The 19,380-nt window shown below is 69.2% G+C and carries 16 protein-coding genes; 10 read left to right on the top strand and 6 right to left on the bottom strand.

Features of this window, described 5'->3' with window-relative positions:
- Positions 1–67: 67 nt before the first annotated feature.
- From eccB to BDK92_RS21175, 3 genes are all read left to right on the top strand, one after another.
- Complete coding sequence (gene eccB, locus BDK92_RS21185; RefSeq protein WP_121158288.1) at positions 68–1,669, top strand: type VII secretion protein EccB; 1,602 nt, start codon at positions 68–70, stop codon at positions 1,667–1,669.
- Between the two features lie 125 nt (positions 1,670–1,794).
- Entirely contained in the window at positions 1,795–2,163 is a 369-nt protein-coding gene (locus BDK92_RS21180) for a hypothetical protein (protein ID WP_121158287.1), read from the top strand.
- The gene (locus BDK92_RS21175) at positions 2,156–3,481 is read left to right on the top strand and encodes a WXG100-like domain-containing protein (RefSeq protein WP_147457070.1); all 1,326 of its coding nucleotides are present in this window, start codon (positions 2,156–2,158) and stop codon (positions 3,479–3,481) included. Before BDK92_RS21180 ends, BDK92_RS21175 begins: the two co-directional genes overlap by 8 nt.
- Positions 3,482–3,596: 115 nt before the next feature.
- On the opposite strand, the gene BDK92_RS21170 is transcribed toward BDK92_RS21175, so the two are convergent.
- Entirely contained in the window at positions 3,597–5,420 is a 1,824-nt protein-coding gene (locus BDK92_RS21170; RefSeq protein WP_246017169.1) for an adenylyl cyclase, read from the bottom strand.
- A gap of 368 nt (positions 5,421–5,788) precedes the next feature.
- Entirely contained in the window at positions 5,789–6,736 is a 948-nt protein-coding gene (locus tag BDK92_RS21165; RefSeq protein ID WP_246017168.1) for an LCP family protein, read from the bottom strand.
- A gap of 875 nt (positions 6,737–7,611) precedes the next feature.
- On the opposite strand from BDK92_RS21165, the gene BDK92_RS21160 reads away from it, so the two are divergent.
- Positions 7,612–8,742 carry a glycosyltransferase gene (locus BDK92_RS21160; protein ID WP_121158284.1) on the top strand — a complete coding sequence of 377 codons (1,131 nt, stop codon included), beginning with the start codon at positions 7,612–7,614 and terminating at the stop codon, positions 8,740–8,742.
- A gap of 207 nt (positions 8,743–8,949) precedes the next feature.
- On the opposite strand, the gene BDK92_RS21155 is transcribed toward BDK92_RS21160, so the two are convergent.
- A complete protein-coding gene (locus BDK92_RS21155) occupies positions 8,950–9,609 on the bottom strand; it encodes a class I SAM-dependent methyltransferase (RefSeq protein ID WP_121158283.1) in 660 nt (219 codons plus the stop codon).
- 12 nt (positions 9,610–9,621) lie between these two features.
- A complete protein-coding gene (locus BDK92_RS21150; protein WP_170208641.1) occupies positions 9,622–10,767 on the bottom strand; it encodes a DUF371 domain-containing protein in 1,146 nt (381 codons plus the stop codon).
- A 199-nt stretch (positions 10,768–10,966) separates the two neighbouring features.
- Here BDK92_RS21150 and BDK92_RS21145 point away from each other — a divergent pair, with 199 nt between their 5' ends.
- The 4 genes from BDK92_RS21145 to BDK92_RS21130 are packed head-to-tail and all read left to right on the top strand — an operon-like array spanning position 10,967 to position 15,497.
- Positions 10,967–12,703 carry an ATP-binding cassette domain-containing protein gene (locus tag BDK92_RS21145; protein ID WP_121158281.1) on the top strand — a complete coding sequence of 579 codons (1,737 nt, stop codon included), beginning with the start codon at positions 10,967–10,969 and terminating at the stop codon, positions 12,701–12,703.
- Positions 12,687–14,135 carry an aminotransferase class V-fold PLP-dependent enzyme gene (locus BDK92_RS21140; RefSeq protein WP_246017166.1) on the top strand — a complete coding sequence of 483 codons (1,449 nt, stop codon included), beginning with the start codon at positions 12,687–12,689 and terminating at the stop codon, positions 14,133–14,135. The genes BDK92_RS21145 and BDK92_RS21140 overlap by 17 nt, the downstream gene beginning before the upstream one ends.
- A gap of 40 nt (positions 14,136–14,175) precedes the next feature.
- Entirely contained in the window at positions 14,176–15,075 is a 900-nt protein-coding gene (locus tag BDK92_RS21135) for a helix-turn-helix domain-containing protein (protein ID WP_211349320.1), read from the top strand.
- Complete coding sequence (locus BDK92_RS21130; RefSeq protein ID WP_121158279.1) at positions 15,072–15,497, top strand: VOC family protein; 426 nt, start codon at positions 15,072–15,074, stop codon at positions 15,495–15,497. The genes BDK92_RS21135 and BDK92_RS21130 overlap by 4 nt, the downstream gene beginning before the upstream one ends.
- A 23-nt stretch (positions 15,498–15,520) precedes the next feature.
- On the opposite strand, the gene BDK92_RS21125 is transcribed toward BDK92_RS21130, so the two are convergent.
- Positions 15,521–16,483 carry a TIGR03557 family F420-dependent LLM class oxidoreductase gene (locus BDK92_RS21125; protein ID WP_121158278.1) on the bottom strand — a complete coding sequence of 321 codons (963 nt, stop codon included), beginning with the start codon at positions 16,481–16,483 and terminating at the stop codon, positions 15,521–15,523.
- 508 nt (positions 16,484–16,991) lie between these two features.
- Between BDK92_RS21125 and BDK92_RS21120 the strand changes: the two genes are divergently transcribed.
- The gene (locus tag BDK92_RS21120; RefSeq protein WP_246017165.1) at positions 16,992–17,618 is read left to right on the top strand and encodes a hypothetical protein; all 627 of its coding nucleotides are present in this window, start codon (positions 16,992–16,994) and stop codon (positions 17,616–17,618) included.
- Positions 17,619–17,703: 85 nt separating this feature from the next.
- Complete coding sequence (locus BDK92_RS21115; RefSeq protein ID WP_246017164.1) at positions 17,704–18,822, top strand: IS630 family transposase; 1,119 nt, start codon at positions 17,704–17,706, stop codon at positions 18,820–18,822.
- 92 nt (positions 18,823–18,914) lie between these two features.
- Here BDK92_RS21115 and BDK92_RS21110 read toward each other — a convergent pair whose 3' ends face one another.
- Positions 18,915–19,304 carry a DUF4190 domain-containing protein gene (locus tag BDK92_RS21110; protein WP_121158275.1) on the bottom strand — a complete coding sequence of 130 codons (390 nt, stop codon included), beginning with the start codon at positions 19,302–19,304 and terminating at the stop codon, positions 18,915–18,917.
- Between the last annotated feature and the right edge of the window lie 76 nt (positions 19,305–19,380).

Below are 19,380 nucleotides of genomic sequence, written 5' to 3'. Positions count from 1 at the left end.
CGTAGGGAAGCCCGTGACGGATTTCGGACCTGCTCGTCGCGGACCACATTCACGCCGGAGGTAACGCATGCGGACCCGCCGCGACCAGGTGCAGGCGTACCGGTTCGTCACCCGCCGAATCGTCTCGGCGCTGCTCTCGGGTGACCCGGAGACGAACAATCTGCCGATGCGGCGGCTGGGGCTCGCGGTCTTCGGCAGCGCCATGGCCGCGGCGATCGTCCTGGCCGGGGCCGGGGTGTACGGGCTGGTGACGAAACGAAGCTCGCCGCTCGAGCCGAACACACTGGTTGTCGAGCGGGAGACCGGCGCCACGTACGTCTTCGTGGACGACCTGCTCTACCCGACCCTCAACTACACCTCCGCGCGGCTGATCCTGGACGAGGCGGACCCGCAGGTCCGTACGATGTCGCAGGCGTCGATCCAGGACCGGCCACGCGGCCCCATGGTCGGCATCGTCGGGGCGCCGGACGACCTGCCGGGCCAGAAGTCGTTGGTGGGACTGCCCTGGTCGGTCTGCAACACCCCGAACCCGACCGACTCGCGTCAGTCGACCACTCGCCTGGTCGTCAACCAGGAACTGGCCGGCGGTGTCGCGCTCGCCGACCGGGCCGTCCTGATCACCAACAACAGGCAGCTCTATTTGCTGACGAACAACACCCGGATGCAGATCACCGGTGGGGCCGCCGCGATGACCGCGCTGAAGATGGCCTCGGTACGGCCGGTCGAGGTCGGCCCGCAGTTGCTCAACGCGATCCCGGTGGGTCCGCGGGTGCGCGAACCCGGCATCGCCGGCAACAAGGAACCGAGCCGGCTGCGGGTGGGTCCGGGGCCGGCCCGGGTCGGGCAGGTCTTCCGGTCCGCCGGGCAGCACTATGTGCTGACCAGGATCGGCCTCGCCCCGATCGGCGAGATCACGGCGCTGCTACTGCTCCGCGACGGTGGCGTGGTCAAGGAGATCACCCCGCAGCAGGCCGGCCAGGCGTTGAGCCAGGAGCGGCTGGAGGACGAGGGCATGCCGCAACGGTTGCCGGAGGTGCAACCGGCGGTGGCGGGCAGCACGTCGATCTGCGCCACCTACCGGGACGGCACCGCCGGTTCGTCCCGTACGACGATCGAGGTGTTCGACCAGACGCCACCGGAACTGACCCCGTCGGCGCCTGGGTCGATCGAGGTCCGGCAGTCGACGCGGGACGCGGTGCAGACCGCGCAGCGGGTGGTGATGCCGGGCGGAAAGGGCGCGCTCGTGCAGGCAATGCCCGGTTCGGGTGGAGGTTCCGGCGGGGCGCCCGGGGCGACCGTCTACCTGGTGACCTCACAGGGTGTTCGCTACCCGCTCGGGACCCGCGACGGCGACGCGGTGACCGCGCTCGGTTACGGCGGGGTGACCCCGCTCGGGTTACCGGCATCGGTGCTGGCACTGGTTCCCACCGGCCCGACCCTGCAACGCAGCGACGCGTTGCGGTACTTCGCTCCCGGCAGCGCACCCTCGCCGGCCAGGAGCAACGCGACGCCGACGGCACGACCCAGTCAGCCGCCGTCCCCCAGCGGGACCCCGTCGCCGGCTGGATCCTCGGCCACGGGCAGCCCGGCGACCCCGACCGCCCGGCCACCGCAGTCGGGGCAACCGGTCCCGTCGACGACGCCGCAGCCGACGGTCACGGCGGGTTGACGGCGCCCGTTCGGTCACCGGATTCGGCCACCTCGGACGGGTCGCGGCATTGGCGGGGGTCGACTAATCTTGGCGCAGGCCACGGCTGTTGCGCGACAACGACGACCGACCACGGGGATACCGCTATGAGTCCGCAGACAAAAGTCGACGTACTGTCCTTGGAGGACTTCCACGGGAGGCTGGCGGGACGGCTGGCCGAAGCGGAGCAGGTGCTGACCAAACTCAACACCGAGATGCAGTGCCAGCCACCGGCGTTGGGACTGTTCGCCGACGCCACCAGCAACGCTCGCCAGTACACCTCCCTGCACCAGGAGTACGTAAACCGGGTGGAGCGGCTCCGACAGGCCATCACCGCCGTTCAGGAGGCCACCCGACAGATCATCGACAACTACCGCACGACCGAGGCCCGTAACAAGGCCAACGCGGACGACATCGGCCGCGTGCTCGGTGGCGTCGAGGGTGCACTCGATCCGGGGGAGCCGCGTCGTGTCTGACGAGTATGTGCAGCGCTACCAGCATGTGAGCCATGAGGAGCTCTACCGGGCCGTCCACGCGGGCGACGCGGACCAGGTCGAAACCCTGGCCAGCAAGTGGAGTTCACTCAAGACCACCGTCGACGGGCTCGCCAGGTCGTTGCGCGAGGACCTCGACGCGCTCGACCGGGCCTGGACGGGCGCGGCCGGGGAGGAATTCCAGCGTCGAATCAACCTGGTCGTGTCGTACTCGAACAGCGTCGCCACCGGGATGGGCGCGGTCAACGAGGGACTGAGCCTGATGGCGGGGCCGCTGCGTACCGCACAGAAGGACGCTGAGAGCCCCGAGGAGACCGACGACCACGATCAGGCTCTGGGCGGGGCGGCCAAGGGCGCCATCTTCGGCCCGGCCGGGATGGTCGTCGGCGGCTTCCTCGGGCACCAGCAGGACAAAGAGGAACAGGAACGGGCCCATCAGCGGATGGTCGCTGTGGTGGCGCGACTCGCCGCCGCGTATGACCTCTCCGCGTACGACCGGTTGATCACACCACCGGTCGCGGATCCGGAGACGCCCGACACCGTCAACCGCACCCCCCCGAACACGCAGACCGGGCCGGGGGCGACCACGCCGACGCGGGCTCCGGAGAGCGGGAGCCTGGCGCAGACCGGCATCGCCCGGGCCGAGGCGCCGCAGCCGCCGGCCCGCGGGCCGGTGTCCGGTCCGTCCGACAACAGCCTCGTCACCACCTCAGGTGGACCGACCACCGGTCGGGGTCCGTCGACCGGAAACAGCGGTGACAAGTCGACCGGCAAGGGTGGCGACACGACCGGGAACAACGACGGTACGTCGCTGGCCGGCGCCGGACTGGCGGGCGGCTGGGCCACCGGCGCCAGCGGTATGGCCGCGACCGCCGCGAGTGCCCCACCCGCCGGTGGTAGCGCCGGGCTCTTCGCCGGCCAGTCGATGGCGACACCTCCGGGCGGGGTCCTCGGCAGCGGCACCCTGGCCGCCTCCGGCACACCGGGTTCGTCGGCGGCGGCGCGCCCCGGTGGCGGCAGCGCGGAGGGCAGGTCGACGAACGGCGCAGGGCGCGCCGAGGGCGGAAGTCGGCAGGGCACGTCCAGCGCTGGTGAGCGGTCGACCGCGGGTGACCGGTCCGCGGCTGGGCGCCCGGGTTCCGGCACCAGTGGACGTCCCGGCATGCTCGGCGGCTCGCAGCACGGTCAGCCGGAGGAAGACGAAGGCAACGACCGACTGACCTGGCTGACCGAGGACGACATGGTCTGGCGGGACGACGAGAGCGCCGCACCGCCGGTCCTCGGTTCGACCGAGCAGTGAGCCGGGGTCCGGCGCCGGCATCGGCGATACGGGTCGGATAGCAGGCGACAGTACGAAGGCGGCCGACCCGGCATCCGGGTCGGCCGCCTCGTTTGGTGCGGTCCGGGGCGGTCGGTCAGCCCTCGGGATAGTCCACGATGGTGCTGGTCCCGTACGAGCCGACGACCGGGGTGCCGGCGTCGTTGATGGTCCGTTCGATCCCGCCGCTGCCGTCGAGGAAGACGGTGACCATGTTGTGGAACTTCACCTTCGGTGTCTGCGGGACCTCGATTCCCCGGTCGGCGCGGATGTCCACCTCCTGGTTGAAGTAGGAGTAGACGCCCAGGCCCCAGGCTTCGTGTTCACGTACGTGCCGATCGACCTTGTACGAGGCGTAGCCCTTGCTGGTCGGGCTGCTCCAGGCGGCCTGGCTCGGTGGGTCGTACGGCAGCTCGCTCTGGTAGAAGATCGTCCGGCCGTCCTCGCCGTTCCAGATGGTCTGGTACTTCTGGTAGTGCTCGACGAAGAGCCCGTACGCGGTCACGTCGTCACCGTTGACCACGACGCCGGTGTCGGCGGTGTTCTGCGACCAGCCGATGCCGTTGCCGTGGTCGCCGCGCCAGGCCCAGATGTTGTCGATGATCGTGTCGTCGCTGTTCACCACCAGGCTGGTCTTCGCCTTGCCGACCCATGGGCCGCCGATGCGGAAGAAGACGTCCTGGAGCGAGATCGGGTTGGCCGAGTGGTTCCGGCGGCTGTGCCGGTCACCGACCTCGACCAGCACGTCGGACTCCCGTGGGCCGGCGTCGACCAGCACGCCGGCGATCCGGACCCCGTCGACGTCGGCGATCCGCAGTGCCGCGTCGCCCCGGTCCGGGGCGAGGCTCGGCATGCCCAGGCCGAGCACGACGGTGTTCGCACGCTTGACCTGGAGCGCCCGGTCGAGGTGGTAGACCCCGGGGGTGAGCAGCAGATGCTTGCCCCGGGCCAGCGCTTCGTTGATCTTGTGTTCGCTGTCGGACGGCTTTGCCACGAAGAAGTCGCTGATCGGCAACGAGTAGCCCTGCTGGCGCTTGCCCTCGCCCCAACTGGTGCCGGAGGTGTGGTGTCGCAGGGTCGGGACGAAGACCCGGTAGTCGCCCCTGCCGTCGATGTACAGGTACGGCTTCTCCCGCGTCACAGGGGAGGTCGGCAGTGTGGTGTACGGCGGGTTCGGAAAACCCTGCTCGGGTGCCCCGACCACCCCGGAGAAGACCTGGTTCCAGACACCGTTGGTCCAGACGTCCCCGAGTTCACTGTCCCGGGTCAGCCACTGCTGTTGTGACCCGTTGATGGTGATCCCGTCGACCTTCGAGTCGGCGATGTAACCGCCGCTGGAGAAGCCCGCGTTGCCGGGTTCGAGCCAGAGGGTGCCCTTGATGTGCACCCGGCGCATCGGCGACGCCTGCGACACCGCCCACTGGTTGGACCAGTCGGTCGGCGTGACGGACAAGTTCTCCGCCGAGCGCCAGAAGTTGGTCAGGGCGGAGATTCCGGCGGCTGAGCCGGGATCCGGCTGCCCGATGACCCGGATGGCGCCGTTGATGTCCACGTCGTCCGGGGACTGGCCGAGTCCGGCGACGGTGGTGTAGTAGCCGAGCTTGCCGTTGACGTCGTAGCGGCCGGGCTTGAAGAGGATGGCGTACCGGTTCGTACCCATCTCGTTCTCTTCCTGCACCGCGAAGAGTTCGTCGAACTTCGCCTGGATCTGCGCGACGGGCGTCGACGGGTCGTACACGAAGACGTTGGGCCCGAAATCAGGGCGTCCGCCGGTGTGGGCGGCGACACCGCTCGCCAGCGGCACCAGGCCAGCGGCGGTGAGCGTTGCGGCCGAGACCGCCACGGTGAGGAGCCGACGGAGCGAGGTGCCGGTACGCACACTCGACAGTGCGGGCGCACTGTGTTCCTGATTGATGTTCATCTACCTGCCTATCGGGGACGGGAGACGGGACGGACCGGCACAAAGAGAGCGCTCTCTTTGACTGTCGGCGACGCCCCGTCGACGCAGGAGGGGATCGGTGTTTTTCTACCTGTCGATCGCGTCCGGGTCCAGGGTTTCCCGGGACTTTGCCGGTTCGGCGGGGGTCCGGGCCCCGACGGCGGACGGCCGATCATCCATTAATGACGCTATATCCGACACACGACCAGGCTGCAGTCCCGCCGGGCGGTCCCGGTCAGTGGCCGCCACCGTCACCGACGACAGGCGCCGCCTCCGCCGGCAAGCAGAAGGGCCGGCCCCCGTATCGAGTACGGGGCACCGGCCCTTTTCGCCACGTTAGGACGGAGGCACTACTTCGTCTCGGCGACGGCCAGGATCTCGTCGACCGAGTCGCGCCGGACGGCGTCGAACAGCACCTTGGCCTTTGCCGGGTCTGGCAGCACGACGCTCTGGTTACCAACCCGACCGGTTCCCTTGGTGGGGCTGGTGTAGAAGCCGAGCTTGTCGCTGCGCAGGCCGCGGAGCTCGCCCGCCATGTCGAGGACGTTGAGCGCCTTGTCCACGGTCACCGTGTCGGTGGTCGCCCGCACGAAGGAGTTCAGCTTGGCCGGGTTGGCGAGCGTGCCTCCCGAAGCGGCCTTGTCCAGGATCGCCTTGATCACCTGCTGCTGGTGCCGAATCCGGGCGAAGTCCCCATCGGCGAACGCGTACCGCTCGCGGGCGTAGTCCAGCGCGGTCGCGCCGTCCATCTCCATCGGCCCCTTGACGTATTTCCGGGGATGGTCGAGGGAGTGCGTGGAGGTGAAGTTCGTGTCGACGTTGACCTCGACGCCGCCCAGCGCGTCCACGATCTCCTTGAAGCCGGCAAAGTCGACCATCGCGACATGGTCGATCCGAACGTTGGTGTAGGACTCGACCGTCTGCACCATCAGTGCGACGCCACCCCACGCGAAAGCAGCGTTGATCTTGGCGTCGACGCCGCCGTTGTTGCCGCTCTGCGACTTCGGCACCGGCACCCAGGTGTCCCGGGGGATCGAGATCAACTGGGCACTGGAACGGTCAGCCGGGATGTGCGCGAGGATGATCGTGTCGGTACGCGACCCGGAACTGCTGTCGGGATCACGTGAGTCACCGCCGAGCAGCAGGATGTTCAGCGCCCCCTTGGCCGCCCCCTCCCGCTGCGGGCGTGCCGCCTCGGGCACGGCGTCGAACGCGTCAACCCGGTGAATGCCCGATTCCACCGAACGCAGGTAGAGGCCGGCCCCGAGGATGCCAAGACCGGAAACCAGCGCGACCACCAGCAGGACGATGAGGGCAATACGCTTCCCGCGGTTGCGACGGGGTGGCTTCTTACCGTTTTGATCGAGTTCCGGGGACATCTCGACAACGGCCGTGGCATCAGTCATCGCGAGTTGTGGGTGGCGTGCCATGCGCCCGATGGTACTGACTCACCCAAGGCCATGCGCACCCTCGCCCAGTAGCCCAGGTAACTTCGCCACGATGCAATGTTTCCGGATAACCAAATGAACACCAACCGCAACAGAGGGTAATTTCGAAGGAGGAGGTGGCGCGTTTTTGTCCCCTAGAATTATCCAAGACGTACCGGACCGGACACATTGCTCAATAGCCTCGGTCAGGGACGTAACCCGTGACGTCCAACACCACCAAGTGTCGCCGGCGGACAACCCAGCGGCCGGCATCTCCACACGGTGACGATCACCGCCACGCCCGCAGAATCGGACCCGGCGGCCACGCCAACCCCGCACCGCCGCCGACCGAACCGCCGCCGCAAACCATCGTCACCGCGGAACCATATTTCGGTATCACGTCGGGTCACCGAAGGTGATCGCGTCATTTCAGCGCGAATCCACCAGTCCCGCCGCCGAGATGGCATGATAAACCGCTAAATACCCTCACACCGGGCAGCTCGGCCTAGTCAGACTAATTATCTGACAGCTTCTTTACCGCGATAAAATCTGCCAACTGGACAGAGCCCAGGAAAACGTCCTTGACAACTCACAGTCAAGGCTGTTTATTCCAGTTGGAAATCGGCGGGGTCGCGGCGTGCGATCGCGCACCGCTTGGGTTTTCCCAGCACAACACAGGGGATGTTAGTGCACTCGTCGAATAAGACCAGCCATCGTCGCGTGACAGAACGTAATGGCGGTGGCAGGTGACCTCGCTCGAAGACACCCGCTCGTCAAGCGCCCCCTCGGCGCTCCTGGCCGGGCGTTCGGTTGCTCTCGTCCACGAGTGGTACGGCTCCACCGGTGGCTCGGAAAAGGTCTTCCTCAACATCGCGGACCTCATTCCACACGGCGAACGCTTCGTGCTGTGGAAGGACGACGACGCGACGGAGGAGTTGACTCTCCGACAGTCCTGGATGGCGCGTACGCCGCTGCGAGGGTCGAAGGCCCTCGCCCTGCCCCTCATGCCGGTGGCCTGGCGCACCCTCTCCCGGAACAACTACGACGTCGTCATCTCATCGAGCCACGCCTTCGCCCACACGGTGAAGCTGGGCTCCTCCGAGCAGACGCGCTACCTCAGCTACGTCCACTCCCCCGCCCGCTACGTGTGGAGCCCCGACTTCGACGGCCGGGGATCGAATCCGATGCTGGCCGGGCCACGGAAGGTGCTCCAGGCGGCCGACCTGCGGCTCAGTCGGCACGTACACAGCTACGCGGCCAACTCACGTGAGGTCCAGGCACGCATCCGCCAGTACTGGCACCGGGACGCGCACGTCATCAACCCCCCGGTCGACGTGCGGTTCTACACCGCCGCCCCGGTGGCCGACCAGCAGCAGAACCGGGATTACCTGCTCGGGGTCGGACGCTGGATCAAGTACAAGAACTTCGACCTGATGATCGAGATCGCGGCGGCGGCGGGACTGCCGCTGATCATCGCCGGCAAGGGCCCGGAGGAAGAGTCCCTGCGCCGAGCCGCGGAGAAGGTCAACGTACCGGTCAGCTTCGAGGTGCGGCCGAGCGACGAGCGCCTGCGCCAGCTCTACTGGGGTGCGCGAGCACTGCTCTTCCCCACCCACGAGGACTTCGGCATCATTCCGGTCGAGGCCCAGGCCTGCGGCACCCCGGTCATCGGATTCAGCCACGGCGGTCTACTGGAGACGGTCGTCGACGGCGAGACCGGATTCCTGATCGATTCCACCGACCCGCGTAGCTTCGCTCCGCTCGTCGCTCGGCTGGGCGAGCTGAATCCAGCGCGAGTGCAGGCGAACGCCGCCAACTTCTCGCCGACGGTGTTCGCCGAAAGGCTCTCCGCCTGGGTAAGGGAAACCACCGCCTGACGGCGCCACCCGCCCTCCGCGACCACGGCGGACAGGACGACCGCGTCCAGGGCGGGCAGAGACGACCCAACCGCCAGGTGGGTGACAACCGCGGGCCGGCTGCTGTCACCCACCTGGTCGGCGTAGCAACAACCATCCACCCCCGAGGATGTAACACGACGTACTCACTGTGCGACCCTCAGGTGAACATCGATCCGGGATGGTTGGTCAGCGGGGATCAACCGCGCTGGCGCGAACATGAATCACGACCTCCGGGTTCGCCGAACCGAGCCGGCGTGCCCAGGAGGAGCTGATCCGGTCCATCTCGGCGCCGCTGACCACCTCCGCACCGGTGACCTGCCAGCCGTACCCGGCCAGCCGGTCGGCGAGGACGGTGTCGACGTACTCGGGGGTGAGCTCGGGCAGCTCGCGGATCTCCAACGGCACCGGGTCCCGCCAGATGCTGGTGCCGACGGTGATCTCAAGCGTGGCTCCGGCACGGGCCACCCGGCGCAGCCCCGCGCAGACGTCCGCCTCACCATGGACCACGCCCCGCAGCAACTTGCCCCACGGCATCAACACCAGCACCTCGTCGGCGATCTCGTACAGATCTGCGGGCACGGTCTCGATGGCGGCGTTGACCAGGAGCAGGTTGGGCGTACCTCCCTTGGCCGGCTTCCGGGCGGCACGCACGCTCGTGGGCGTCATCCGCTGCCACGCCGGATCGACCCCGACCACCAGCCAGTCCGGCTGCGCCCTGGCCAACCGGTACGCGGTACGCGCGTCACCGGTACCGACGTCGACGACCACCCGATCGGCCCCGGCCCGGAGCGTGTCGAGCACCTCGCCGTCCGGCGTGACCAGACGCTTGCCCTGTACGACCTGCATCTGCCGATTCTGTCAGGAGCCACCGGAGGAGCGGCCCGGCCCCAGGGCGTCGTAGACCCGCCGTCGGTTCAGCCCGAACGGCGCCAGCGCCTCGCTCAACGTACGCGGTGACACCCCGGCGCCGGCGAGGGCGCGCACCAGGGCATCAAGGTCGACGGGCTGGTCCACGGCGACCGCGGCGGCGAGCACGATCGTGACCTCCGCTGCCCCGACCCGGCGTACGGCGGACCCGGCCCGGTCGGCGGTGGTCCAGCTCATCGCCGTGCCGACGTCCGGCTGCCCGTCCGGTACGGCGACCCGTCGACCGGGCGTCGCCGCCACCACGTGTTCGAGGACCGCGTCGACCTCCTCCGCCGGCACCGTCAGTACGGTCGGCGCCAGGGCGGAGCGGAGCGCGACCTCGACCTCGGGCCGGCGTACCGACCGTCGGTCCACCCGGCCGAGCGACAGCACCGGGGTCGGCGGCAACCCGGCCGCGTAGAGCGTCTCGGTCGGCCCGGCCGCCGGCAGCGCGAACCGGGCACCGGCCTGGGCTGCCACGGCCAGCCACCCGAGCGCGGCGGGCGTCGCCTCGTCGAGCGTTCCGGGCAGCGTGACGGCGAGGACACCGGAACGCGCGACGGTCGCCCGGGCGGCTGCGGGCTCCCGCACCGCGCCCAGGTCCACCGCCTCGTCGGCGTGCCGCCAGAGCAGCCCGAGCCGCCCCTCGGGAAGCGACTGCCCGGCCGAGCGGAGCAGGATCAGCGGTGCCGGCACGGCGACCTCGACCAGGCTGAGGGTCACCGCCGTCGCCGGGTCGGTCAGCGCGGCAACCAGGTCACGATCAAGGTCATCCGCGGTCAGCGTCGCCGCGAAGGCCAGCGTCCCCGGGTCGGCGTGGTGGCTGCGCCGCAGCACCAGGCCGTCGCGTACGGCGTGCTCGGGGTTGATCGTCGCCTCCCCCGTCGCCTCGTGGCCGTCCGCCTCGACGGTGAAGCGGACCCGGCCACGTAACAGCCCGAGTTCCGCCGGATCCAGCTCCGTGCCGACCCCGACGACGCAGGTCGCCCGCTGGGTCACGTCGGTGTCGTGGGTGAACTCCAGGGTCTTGGCGTGGGTCGCCCGGATCTGCGGATGGCCGTGGCCCCGCACCACCGCACGGCGCCTCGTCCTCGCCACCAGCCAACTCTCCCGTCCGTCGCCGCCCCGTCCGGGGAACCCGGCGAGCCAACGAAACGATATCCCCTGGCGTGTCCGAGGCTCGCGCCGTCGCCCGGGTGCCGATATCCGACTTCGATGGGCGCTGACGAGATGTGAACGGCGTGCCATATTCGCCAGAACGGCAGAACCGTCCTCAGACCGCAGGGATCGGCCAGTCATGACCCCGTTCGGTACGACTACGACCACCGCACCACCTACCGGCGTACGCGTCGTCGCCTCCCACCTGCACCAGACCGTGCGCGGTGGCCGGCAGATCCTGCGTGACGTCTCGCTGACCGTCGAGCCCGGCGAACTGGTCGCGATCATCGGTGCCAGCGGCGCCGGCAAGACCACACTGCTGGAGACCCTCGCCGGGGTACGTCCGCCCGGCGCAGGCACTGTGGACCACCAGGGCGGCGCTGAGCGGGTCATCGGGGCCGCCGGCATCGGGTACGTGCCGCAGGACGACATCATCCACCGCGAACTGCCGCTGGAGCGGACCCTGCGGTACGCGGCCCGGCTCCGCCTCCCGCCGGACACCGACCCGACCGCCCTCACCGAGCGGGTCCGCGAGGTGATGGGTGAGCTGGGGCTGACCGAACGGGCCGGAGTGCCGGTCGGGCGGCTCAGCGGCGGCGAACGCAAACGGGCCAGCATCGCGGTCGAACTGCTCACCCGGCCCGGGGTGTTCTTCCTCGACGAGCCGACGTCGGGGCTGGACCCGGCGATCGCGGTCGACCTGCTGCGCGTACTGCGCGGGCTCGCCGACTCGGCCGCCACTGTCGTACTCACCACGCACCAGGTGACCGACGTCGAGTTCTGCGACCGGGTGGTCGTACTGACCCGGCAGGGAGAGCTGGCCTTCGCCGGCAGTCCGGCGGCGGCCCGCGAGTTCTTCGGTGTGACCGCACTCGCCGAGGTCTACCTGCGGCTGGACGAGGAGGCCGAGCCGGAGGGCTGGCCGGCCCGGTTCCGCCGCAGCCACGAACCGGAGACCGGCCGCGCCGCCGACACCGACACCGACACCGACACCGACACCGACGGTGGTCCTGGGGTGCCGGGTCGTCGGGGTCAGGGAGTCGGGCCGCTGCGCCAGTGGGCCGTACTGAGCAGCCGCAACGTGGAGATCGTCGCGCGTAACCGGCTCACCCTGGCCATCCTGCTCGGCTCACCGCTGATGGTGCTGGGCATGTTCGCGCTGCTCTTCCGGCCGGGTGCGTTCGACCTCGCCGACCCGAGTCCGAACGTTACGGTGATGACCCTGTTCTGGATCGCCTTCGGCGGGTTCTTCTTCGGCCTCACCTACGGGCTGCTCCAGATCTGCACCGAGGTGCCGATCCTGCGGCGGGAACGGCTGGCCGGCGTACGCGTCGGGCCGTACCTGTTGGCCAAGGTCGCGGTGCTGCTCCCGCTGCTGGCCCTGGTCGACCTGGCCCTGCTCGGGGTCCTGGCCGGGATCGACCGGCTGCCGGCGGTCGACGCGGGCGCCTTCGCCGCCCTCTACACCACCCTGCTGCTCTCCTCCGCCGCCGCGCTCGCCCTCGGACTGCTCTGCTCCGCTTCGGTGGCGGACGCCGCCCAGGCCACCCTGATGCTGCCGATGCTCTGCTTCCCGCAGGTCCTCTTCGTCGGCGCGATCCTGCCGGTGCCGGTGATGGCGGCCGGCGGCCAGTGGCTCAGCTACGCGATGTCGAACCGCTGGGCGTTCGAGGGCCTCGGCCACACCGCCGAACTGGAACGGATCTGGCGCGACGGCGGGTCGCCGCTCGGCCCACCCCTGCTGGCCAGCTACGGCGACAGCTTCGCCCGGCCGGTCTGGGTCAACTGGGTGATCCTCGCCGGTTTCCTGGTCGCCTTCCTCGGCGCCGCGTGGACCGTGCTGGCCCGGAAGGACCGCCGTGGCGCGCCCGCCTGAGATGCCCGCCTCGGCGAGCCCGGGGTACGCCGGCACCGGCCGGATCGACGAGCTGCGCGCGGCCGAATACCCACACCTGGACCAGGACGGGCAGGTGTACCTCGACTACGCGGGCGCGGGGGTGGCCGCCCGCGCCCAGATCGAGGCGCACCACCGTCGGCTGACCGCCGGCCTCTACAGCAATCCGCACTCGGAGAACCCCACCTCGGTCGCGGCCGGAAGCCTGGTGGAGTCGGCCCGGCGGGCGGTTCTCGCCTTCTTCCACGCCGACCCGGAGCGGTACGCCGTCGTCTTCACCGCGAACGCGACCGGCGCCTGCCGGTTGGTCGGTGAGGCGTACCGGTTCGCCAGGTCCCGGCCGCTTGTGCTCACCTCGGACAATCACAACTCGGTCAACGGCATCCGGGAGTACGCCCGCACCGCCGGGGCACCGACCCGTTACGTCCCCGTACGCGGGGCGGAGCTGCGGGTCGACCAGTCTGATGTGGAATCCGCACTGGTCGGGCAGCACATCGGCTCATGGCGGCGACGGGCGGGCGGCCTGTTCGCCTTCCCCGCGCAGAGCAACTTCAGCGGGGTCCAGCATCCGCTGGAATGGGTCGGGCTGGCCCAACGGCACGGCTACGACGTACTGCTCGACGCTGCCGCGTACGTGCCGACGAACCGGCTGGACCTCAGCTCGGTCGAACCGGAGTTCGTCTGCCTGAGCTGGTACAAACTCTTCGGCTACCCGACCGGCACCGGGGCGCTGATCGCCCGCCGGGACGCCCTCGCCCGGCTGCGCCGGCCCTGGTTCGCCGGGGGCACGATCCGGGCGGTCAGCGTGCAGGGGGACTGGCACGAGCCGATGGACGACGAAACGGCCTTCGAGGACGGCACGCTCAACTTCCTCAGCATCCCCGATGTCGAGTTCGGGCTGCGGTGGGTCGACTCGATCGGGGTCGACCTCATCCACACCCGGGTCGACGCCCTCACCGGCTGGCTGCTGGAACGGCTGACCGCGCTGCGGCACCACACCGGCGAACCACTGGTCCGGGTGTACGGCCCGGCGACGAACGACCGTCGGGGCGCCACCATCTCGTTCAACTTCCTCCACCCGGACGGCACCGTGGTCGACGAACGCCTCGTCGCCGCCGAGTCCACGGCGGCGGGCCTCTCCCTGCGTACCGGCTGCTTCTGCAATCCGGGCGCGGGCGAGGGGGCGTTCGGGATCACGAAGTGGCGGTTGGCCCGGACCCTGATGCGAAACATCAGGACGGTCGACGAGTACCTCGACGTGATACGGGTGCCGACCGGTGGCGCGATCCGGGTCTCGTTCGGGCTGGCGTCGAACGCGGCGGACGCGGAACGCTTCCTCGCCTTCGCCGAGGAGACCTACCTGGACCGGGACCGGTCCGAAGAGCTGGCGCTGCCGCCGCGACTCCGCTGCTGAATCACGCCAGGGTCACGAAGGGTTGTGGCACAGTGACCGGGTGGGTGAGCGCGACGGTGCCGGTGGCGTGTCGGACTTCGTCCAGCGGCGGCCGGCGGCGCCACTGCGGCCGTACGTCGCCTGGTACAGCGGCTACCGGCAGGTCGGAGTCGAGCCGGGCACACATCGGGGGCTGCCGTCGCCCTACCTGACGGTGATCGTCACGCTCGACGATCCACTGGTGGTAGCCGCCCATCCCGACCCGAGGACGCCCGCCGGCAGGTACGACACACTCGTCGGCGGCCTGCACACCACCCCGGCGATCATCACCCACGACGGTCGCCAGTCGGGCGTGCAACTGGCCCTGTCACCGCTCGGTGCGCGGGCACTGCTCGGGCTGCCCGCCGGAGAACTCGTCCACGTCGACCTCGACGGCCGAGAGGTGCTCGGACCGTTCGCCCGGGAGCTGCGCGAACGGCTGCTCGCCGGGGTGAGCTGGGCCGAGCGGTTCACGACCCTGAACGTCCTGCTGACCCGACGGCTGGAGATCGCGAACGGGCCGCCCGGGATCGCGAACGGGCCGCGCGACGAGGTGGCCTGGGCCTGGCGGCGACTTCGTGCCAGCGGCGGGACCGTACCGGTGAAAGAACTGGCGCGCGAGGTCGGCTGGAGCGGTCGGCACCTGAGCCAACAGTTCCGCACCGAAACCGGGCTCAGCCCGAAAGGCGCCGCGCGGGTGGTCCGCTTCGACCGTACCCGTCGGCTGTTGCAACGCCAGGCTGCCAGCGGGCAGCCGCCGACGCTGGCCGACCTCGCGACCACCTGCGGCTACTACGACCAGGCCCACCTGGCCCGGGAGTTCCGCGAGTTCGCCGGCTGCTCGGCGAGCCGGTGGCTGACGGAGGAGTTCCGAAACGTCCAAGTCATCGACGCCTGGGACGGGGAAGACTGCGAGCCATGACTGATGAAGCGCCACCGCCGCAGGTCTGGCCCAGCGTCCCCGCCCGAGACGCGCTCGGGCTGATCCAGTTCCTGGTGACCGCCTTCGGCTTCGAGGAGACCGCCGTCTACGCCACCAATGACCGGGTCGAACACGCCGAACTCGCCTGGCCGCTCGGCGGCGGGATCATGCTCGGCAGCGCGAAGGACGACCCCGACGACGCCTGGTCACGCCAGCCGGGCACGTTCGGCGCGTACGTTGTCACCGACGACCCGGACGCGCTCTACGCTCGGGCGGTCGGCGCCGGCGCGAAGGTGCTACGGGAGTTGGCCGACACCGACTACGGCTCACGCGACTTCATCGTGGCGGACCCGGAGGGAAACCGCTGGTCGTTCGGCACCTACCGGGGCGCGCCCCGCAAGGCGTCCACGCTTTCCGGTTGAAGCTGACTACAGCTCGAAGCTGGCTACAGCTCGCGCAGGCGGGGCAGGAGCACGTCGCGCGCCCAGTCGAGGAACATCACCTGGCTCGGGCCGCCGACCTGGACGAGGCCGACATGGGTGAACCCGGCGTCGACGAAGCGCTGGAACGCTGCCACGTGTGCCTCGACGTCCGGCCCGCACGGAACCGAACTGGCCACGTCCTCCTCGCGGACGAACTGGGTGGCGGCGGCGAAACTCACCGGCTCCGGCAACTCGGCCATGACCTTCCAGCCCAGGCCGAACCATCGCCACTGGTCGTACACGGTGCGGCGGCACTCCGCCTCGTCCGGCCCGTAACAGATCGCCACCTGCCCGTACCGTGGTTTGCCCGTGCCACCGGCCCGGTCGAACATCTCCAGCAGGCGTGGCTCCGGCTGGACGGCGATGAGTCCGTCGGCGTACTGCCCGGCCAGTTCGCAGGAACGGGGCCCGGACGCGGCCATCGCGAACTTCACCGGTACGTCCGGCCGGTCCCAGACGTACGCCTCCGGCACCTCGTAGTGGTTGCCGGAGTAGACGAGCTTCTCGCCGTCGAGCAGCGGCCGGATGATCTGCACCGCCTCCTCGAACATCTCGTGCCGCTGGGTCACGTGCGGCCACGCCCCGACCACATGCTCGTTCAGGTTCTCCCCGGCGCCGAGGCCGAGGGTGAACCGGCCGTTGGAGAGCACCCCGACCGTCGACGCCTGCTGCGCCACCATCGCCGGGTGGTAGCGGCGGATCGGGGAGGTCAGGTACGTCATCAGCTCGATCCGGGAGGTCGCGTGGGCGACCGCGCCGAGCACCGGCCAGGCGTTCGGGCTGTGCCCCTGCTGCTCCACCCACGGGTTGTAGTGGTCGGAGATCAGCAGGTGGTCGAAACCGGCGGCCTCGGCCCGGATCCCGTGATCGATCAGGTCAACCGGACCGGCCTGCTCACAGAGCAACGTGTAACCCACTGACACCATCGCGGATCCCTCCCGCCTTCCGTACGCAGATCAGCTCATCGGTGTCGGATCTACCCGATACCGACGAAACCACACCCGAGGAACCGGTAGAGATTTGTGGCGGTAGTGGTTACCGGTCCGGCGTGCCCCCGCCCCGGCCAACATGCCGCCCACAGCGGGGCGAGTTTGCCGGGAGGCGGGCCTGGACGCATGCCAGGCCCGCCAAGAGCAGAAGGGGTACGGGCGGACTCAGCTGTCGCAGCCGTACCCGCTCCCGACGAACCCCTCTCGCTGTGGTCTTCTACTGCCCCTATAGGGGCAGTCAGTCGCCACAGCCCGGCGTGATCAAGCCAGCTGGGACGGCCTCCGCCTGTCGGGTCCGCCTTCGTCTCCGGGGTCAACGCCCCCGCCTCACCGACCACTTCGCCGACGGGTGGTGACCCGCCGACGTTGATCCACGAACGGGGTTCACAAGCCGGGAAGGGGCCTCTACGCTCACGGAGGTTGCGACCTGGGGAGGACGACACCGGTGAGGCCCAGACGGGTAAGCCTGCTCGATATCGGCCTGGATTCATCATTCGACGCGGCGATGACGTTCGTGCAGGGCACGCTGCAGAACTTCAACGCCGGCTACGACGAGCCGATCGTCGACATCGACTTCGTCCGGTCCCGCGATCCGAACACGGTGCTGACAGCATTCACCGCATCGTGCGACGTACTGCACGTCATGGCTCATGGCGACCACAGCATCACGCCGACGTTCACCAGCACGGACGAGAAGACCAACATTTCCCTTGAGCATCTGGGCGAGATCGCCGCCGAGCAGGGCAAGGGCATCTCAACCGGGGCGATTCTCGCCGACGGCTGCAAGACCGGCACAGGTGTCTGGCAGAAGGCGGTACGGGACTGCCTTCAGGGCGAGGTGACGTACATCGGCACCTCGTCCATCATCGGTTGGCACGAAAGCGGCGTCTTCTGCGCGGCCTTCTACGGCGCGCTCTTCCGCAACCGTGGCAAGGGCATGACCCGCGCCGAGCAGGCGCAGGATGCCGCCGAACGGGCGATCAAGGCGTACACCCTGCTGACCGACCAGAGCTGCCCGTTTCGAGTGATGACCCTCAAGCCGAGCAGGTGGGCGCAGAAGGTCCTCGCCTAGTGCCGTGACCACCAACGTTGGCCGGGTTGGGTGACACGCCGGGCGGGTCCGTGGCGCGGACCCGGTGTGGGTCAAGGCTGTCGGGGTGGCAGAACCTGTTCGAGTACGCCGATTAAGTGATCAAGAAGGCCAGAAGCTGCAACGCCTGGTCCGTCGCGGGACCGGGTCAACGGTCCGGCTACGCAGGGCGCTGGTCGTACTGGCCTCGGCCGGCGGCAACAGCGTGCCGGTGATCGCCCGCCTGGTCCAGGCCGACGAGGACTCCGTCCGGCAGGTCATCCACCGGTTCAACCAGATGGGCATGCCCAGCCTGGACCCTCAGTGGGCGGGTGGCCGTCCCCGCCGGATCAATGAGACCGACGAGCAGTTCATCGTCGCGACGGCCAACACCCGCCCGACCGCGCTGCGGCAACCGTTCACCCGCTGGAGCATCCGGAAACTCGCCGACTACCTCGCCGACAACCCCGAGCGGAGGGTGCAGATCGGCCGTGAGCGGCTGCGGCAGCTCCTACGCAAACACGAGATCACCTTCCAACGGACGAAGACCTGGAAAGAGTCGAACGACCCGCACCGAGAGGCGAAACTCGCCCGCATCGAACACATCATGGAAAACTTCCCGCAGCGCTGCTTCGCATTCGACGAGTTCGGGCCGTTGACGATCCGCCCGCAGGCAGGCTCCGACTGGCATCCCAAGAACCACCCTCACCGGCTACCGGCGAACTATCACAAGCTGCACGGCGTCCGGCAGTTCCACGGCTGCTACTCCATCGGTGACGACACCATGTGGGGCGCCGTGCGCGAACGGAAGTCCGCGGCCAACACCCTGTCCGCGCTCAGGTCGATCCGCGCCGCCAGACCGGATGGCGCACCGATCTACGTCATCCTCGACAACCTGTCCGCGCACAAAGGCCACAAGATCCGAGCCTGGGCCACCCGCAACAAGGTCGAGTTGTGCTTCACCCCGACCTACGCATCCTGGGCCAACCCGATCGAAGCCCACTTCGGGCCGCTACGAACGTTCGTGATCGCCGGATCCGACCACCAAAACCACATCGCGCTGCGCCACCACCTGCACCAATACCTGAGCTGGCGCAACGCCAACGCCCGCCACCCCGACGTCCTCGCCGCCCAACGCCGCGAACGCGCACGCGTCCGCAGCGAACGCCAACACCGCTGGGGCCACCCGACCACGAAAGCCGCCTAACCAACCCCGCGAACGTTGGTGGTCAAAGCACTAGACGCGCTGCCGGACGCGACCTCCCACCGCCACAGCAGGAGACCCGCCGTGTACGGGGCTTAGGTGGGCAGTTCGTTGCGCAGATCCTCAACCTCCTGCTGGAGGCGATCCACCGCAGCTCTGTCGTTCAAGAACGTGGTGACCCCGGCGGCGAAGGCGATCGCGACCAGGACTGCCAGCGCACTCAGCACCAAACCGGCAATGGAAATGCTTCGACCGGTTACGCCCGGCCGGCGAGCCATCTTCATCCCGGCTATGCCGACGATCACGCCGATGATGCCGAGGATCAGTCCGACGACCGACAGAATCACTGTCAACGAACTGATCAGGGCAGCCACACCGAACACGAGCGCAAAGGTTGCGGCCGCGCTCGTCTTCGCCGAACCGCGTTCACCACGGCTTTGCGCGTAGTCACCGCGACCAGCCATCGCCGGATTGGAAGCAGACATCCCCGTCCCCCTAACCTCGTGACCCTCATCCGCCCGTCCCCGGTTCACCCGTCATCCGGCTGGGAGCGTTGTCCGC

It is taken from the genome of Micromonospora pisi (assembly GCF_003633685.1).
Lineage (GTDB): Bacteria > Actinomycetota > Actinomycetes > Mycobacteriales > Micromonosporaceae > Micromonospora_G > Micromonospora_G pisi.
This window is presented reverse-complemented; position numbering and strand designations above follow the sequence as displayed.

Bases quoted from the DNA above. Each gene is read 5' to 3' on its own strand.
- BDK92_RS21145 (WP_121158281.1), top strand. From the start codon at position 10,967: ATGACCCCGTTCGGTACGACTACGACCACCGCACCACCTACCGGCGTA.
- BDK92_RS21110 (WP_121158275.1), bottom strand. From the start codon at position 19,304: ATGTCTGCTTCCAATCCGGCGATGGCTGGTCGCGGTGACTACGCGCAA.
- BDK92_RS21180 (WP_121158287.1), top strand. From the start codon at position 1,795: ATGAGTCCGCAGACAAAAGTCGACGTACTGTCCTTGGAGGACTTCCAC.
- BDK92_RS21125 (WP_121158278.1), bottom strand. From the start codon at position 16,483: ATGGTGTCAGTGGGTTACACGTTGCTCTGTGAGCAGGCCGGTCCGGTT.
- BDK92_RS21155 (WP_121158283.1), bottom strand. From the start codon at position 9,609: ATGCAGGTCGTACAGGGCAAGCGTCTGGTCACGCCGGACGGCGAGGTG.
- BDK92_RS21170 (WP_246017169.1), bottom strand. From the start codon at position 5,420: ATGAACATCAATCAGGAACACAGTGCGCCCGCACTGTCGAGTGTGCGT.
- eccB (WP_121158288.1), top strand. From the start codon at position 68: ATGCGGACCCGCCGCGACCAGGTGCAGGCGTACCGGTTCGTCACCCGC.
- BDK92_RS21130 (WP_121158279.1), top strand. From the start codon at position 15,072: ATGACTGATGAAGCGCCACCGCCGCAGGTCTGGCCCAGCGTCCCCGCC.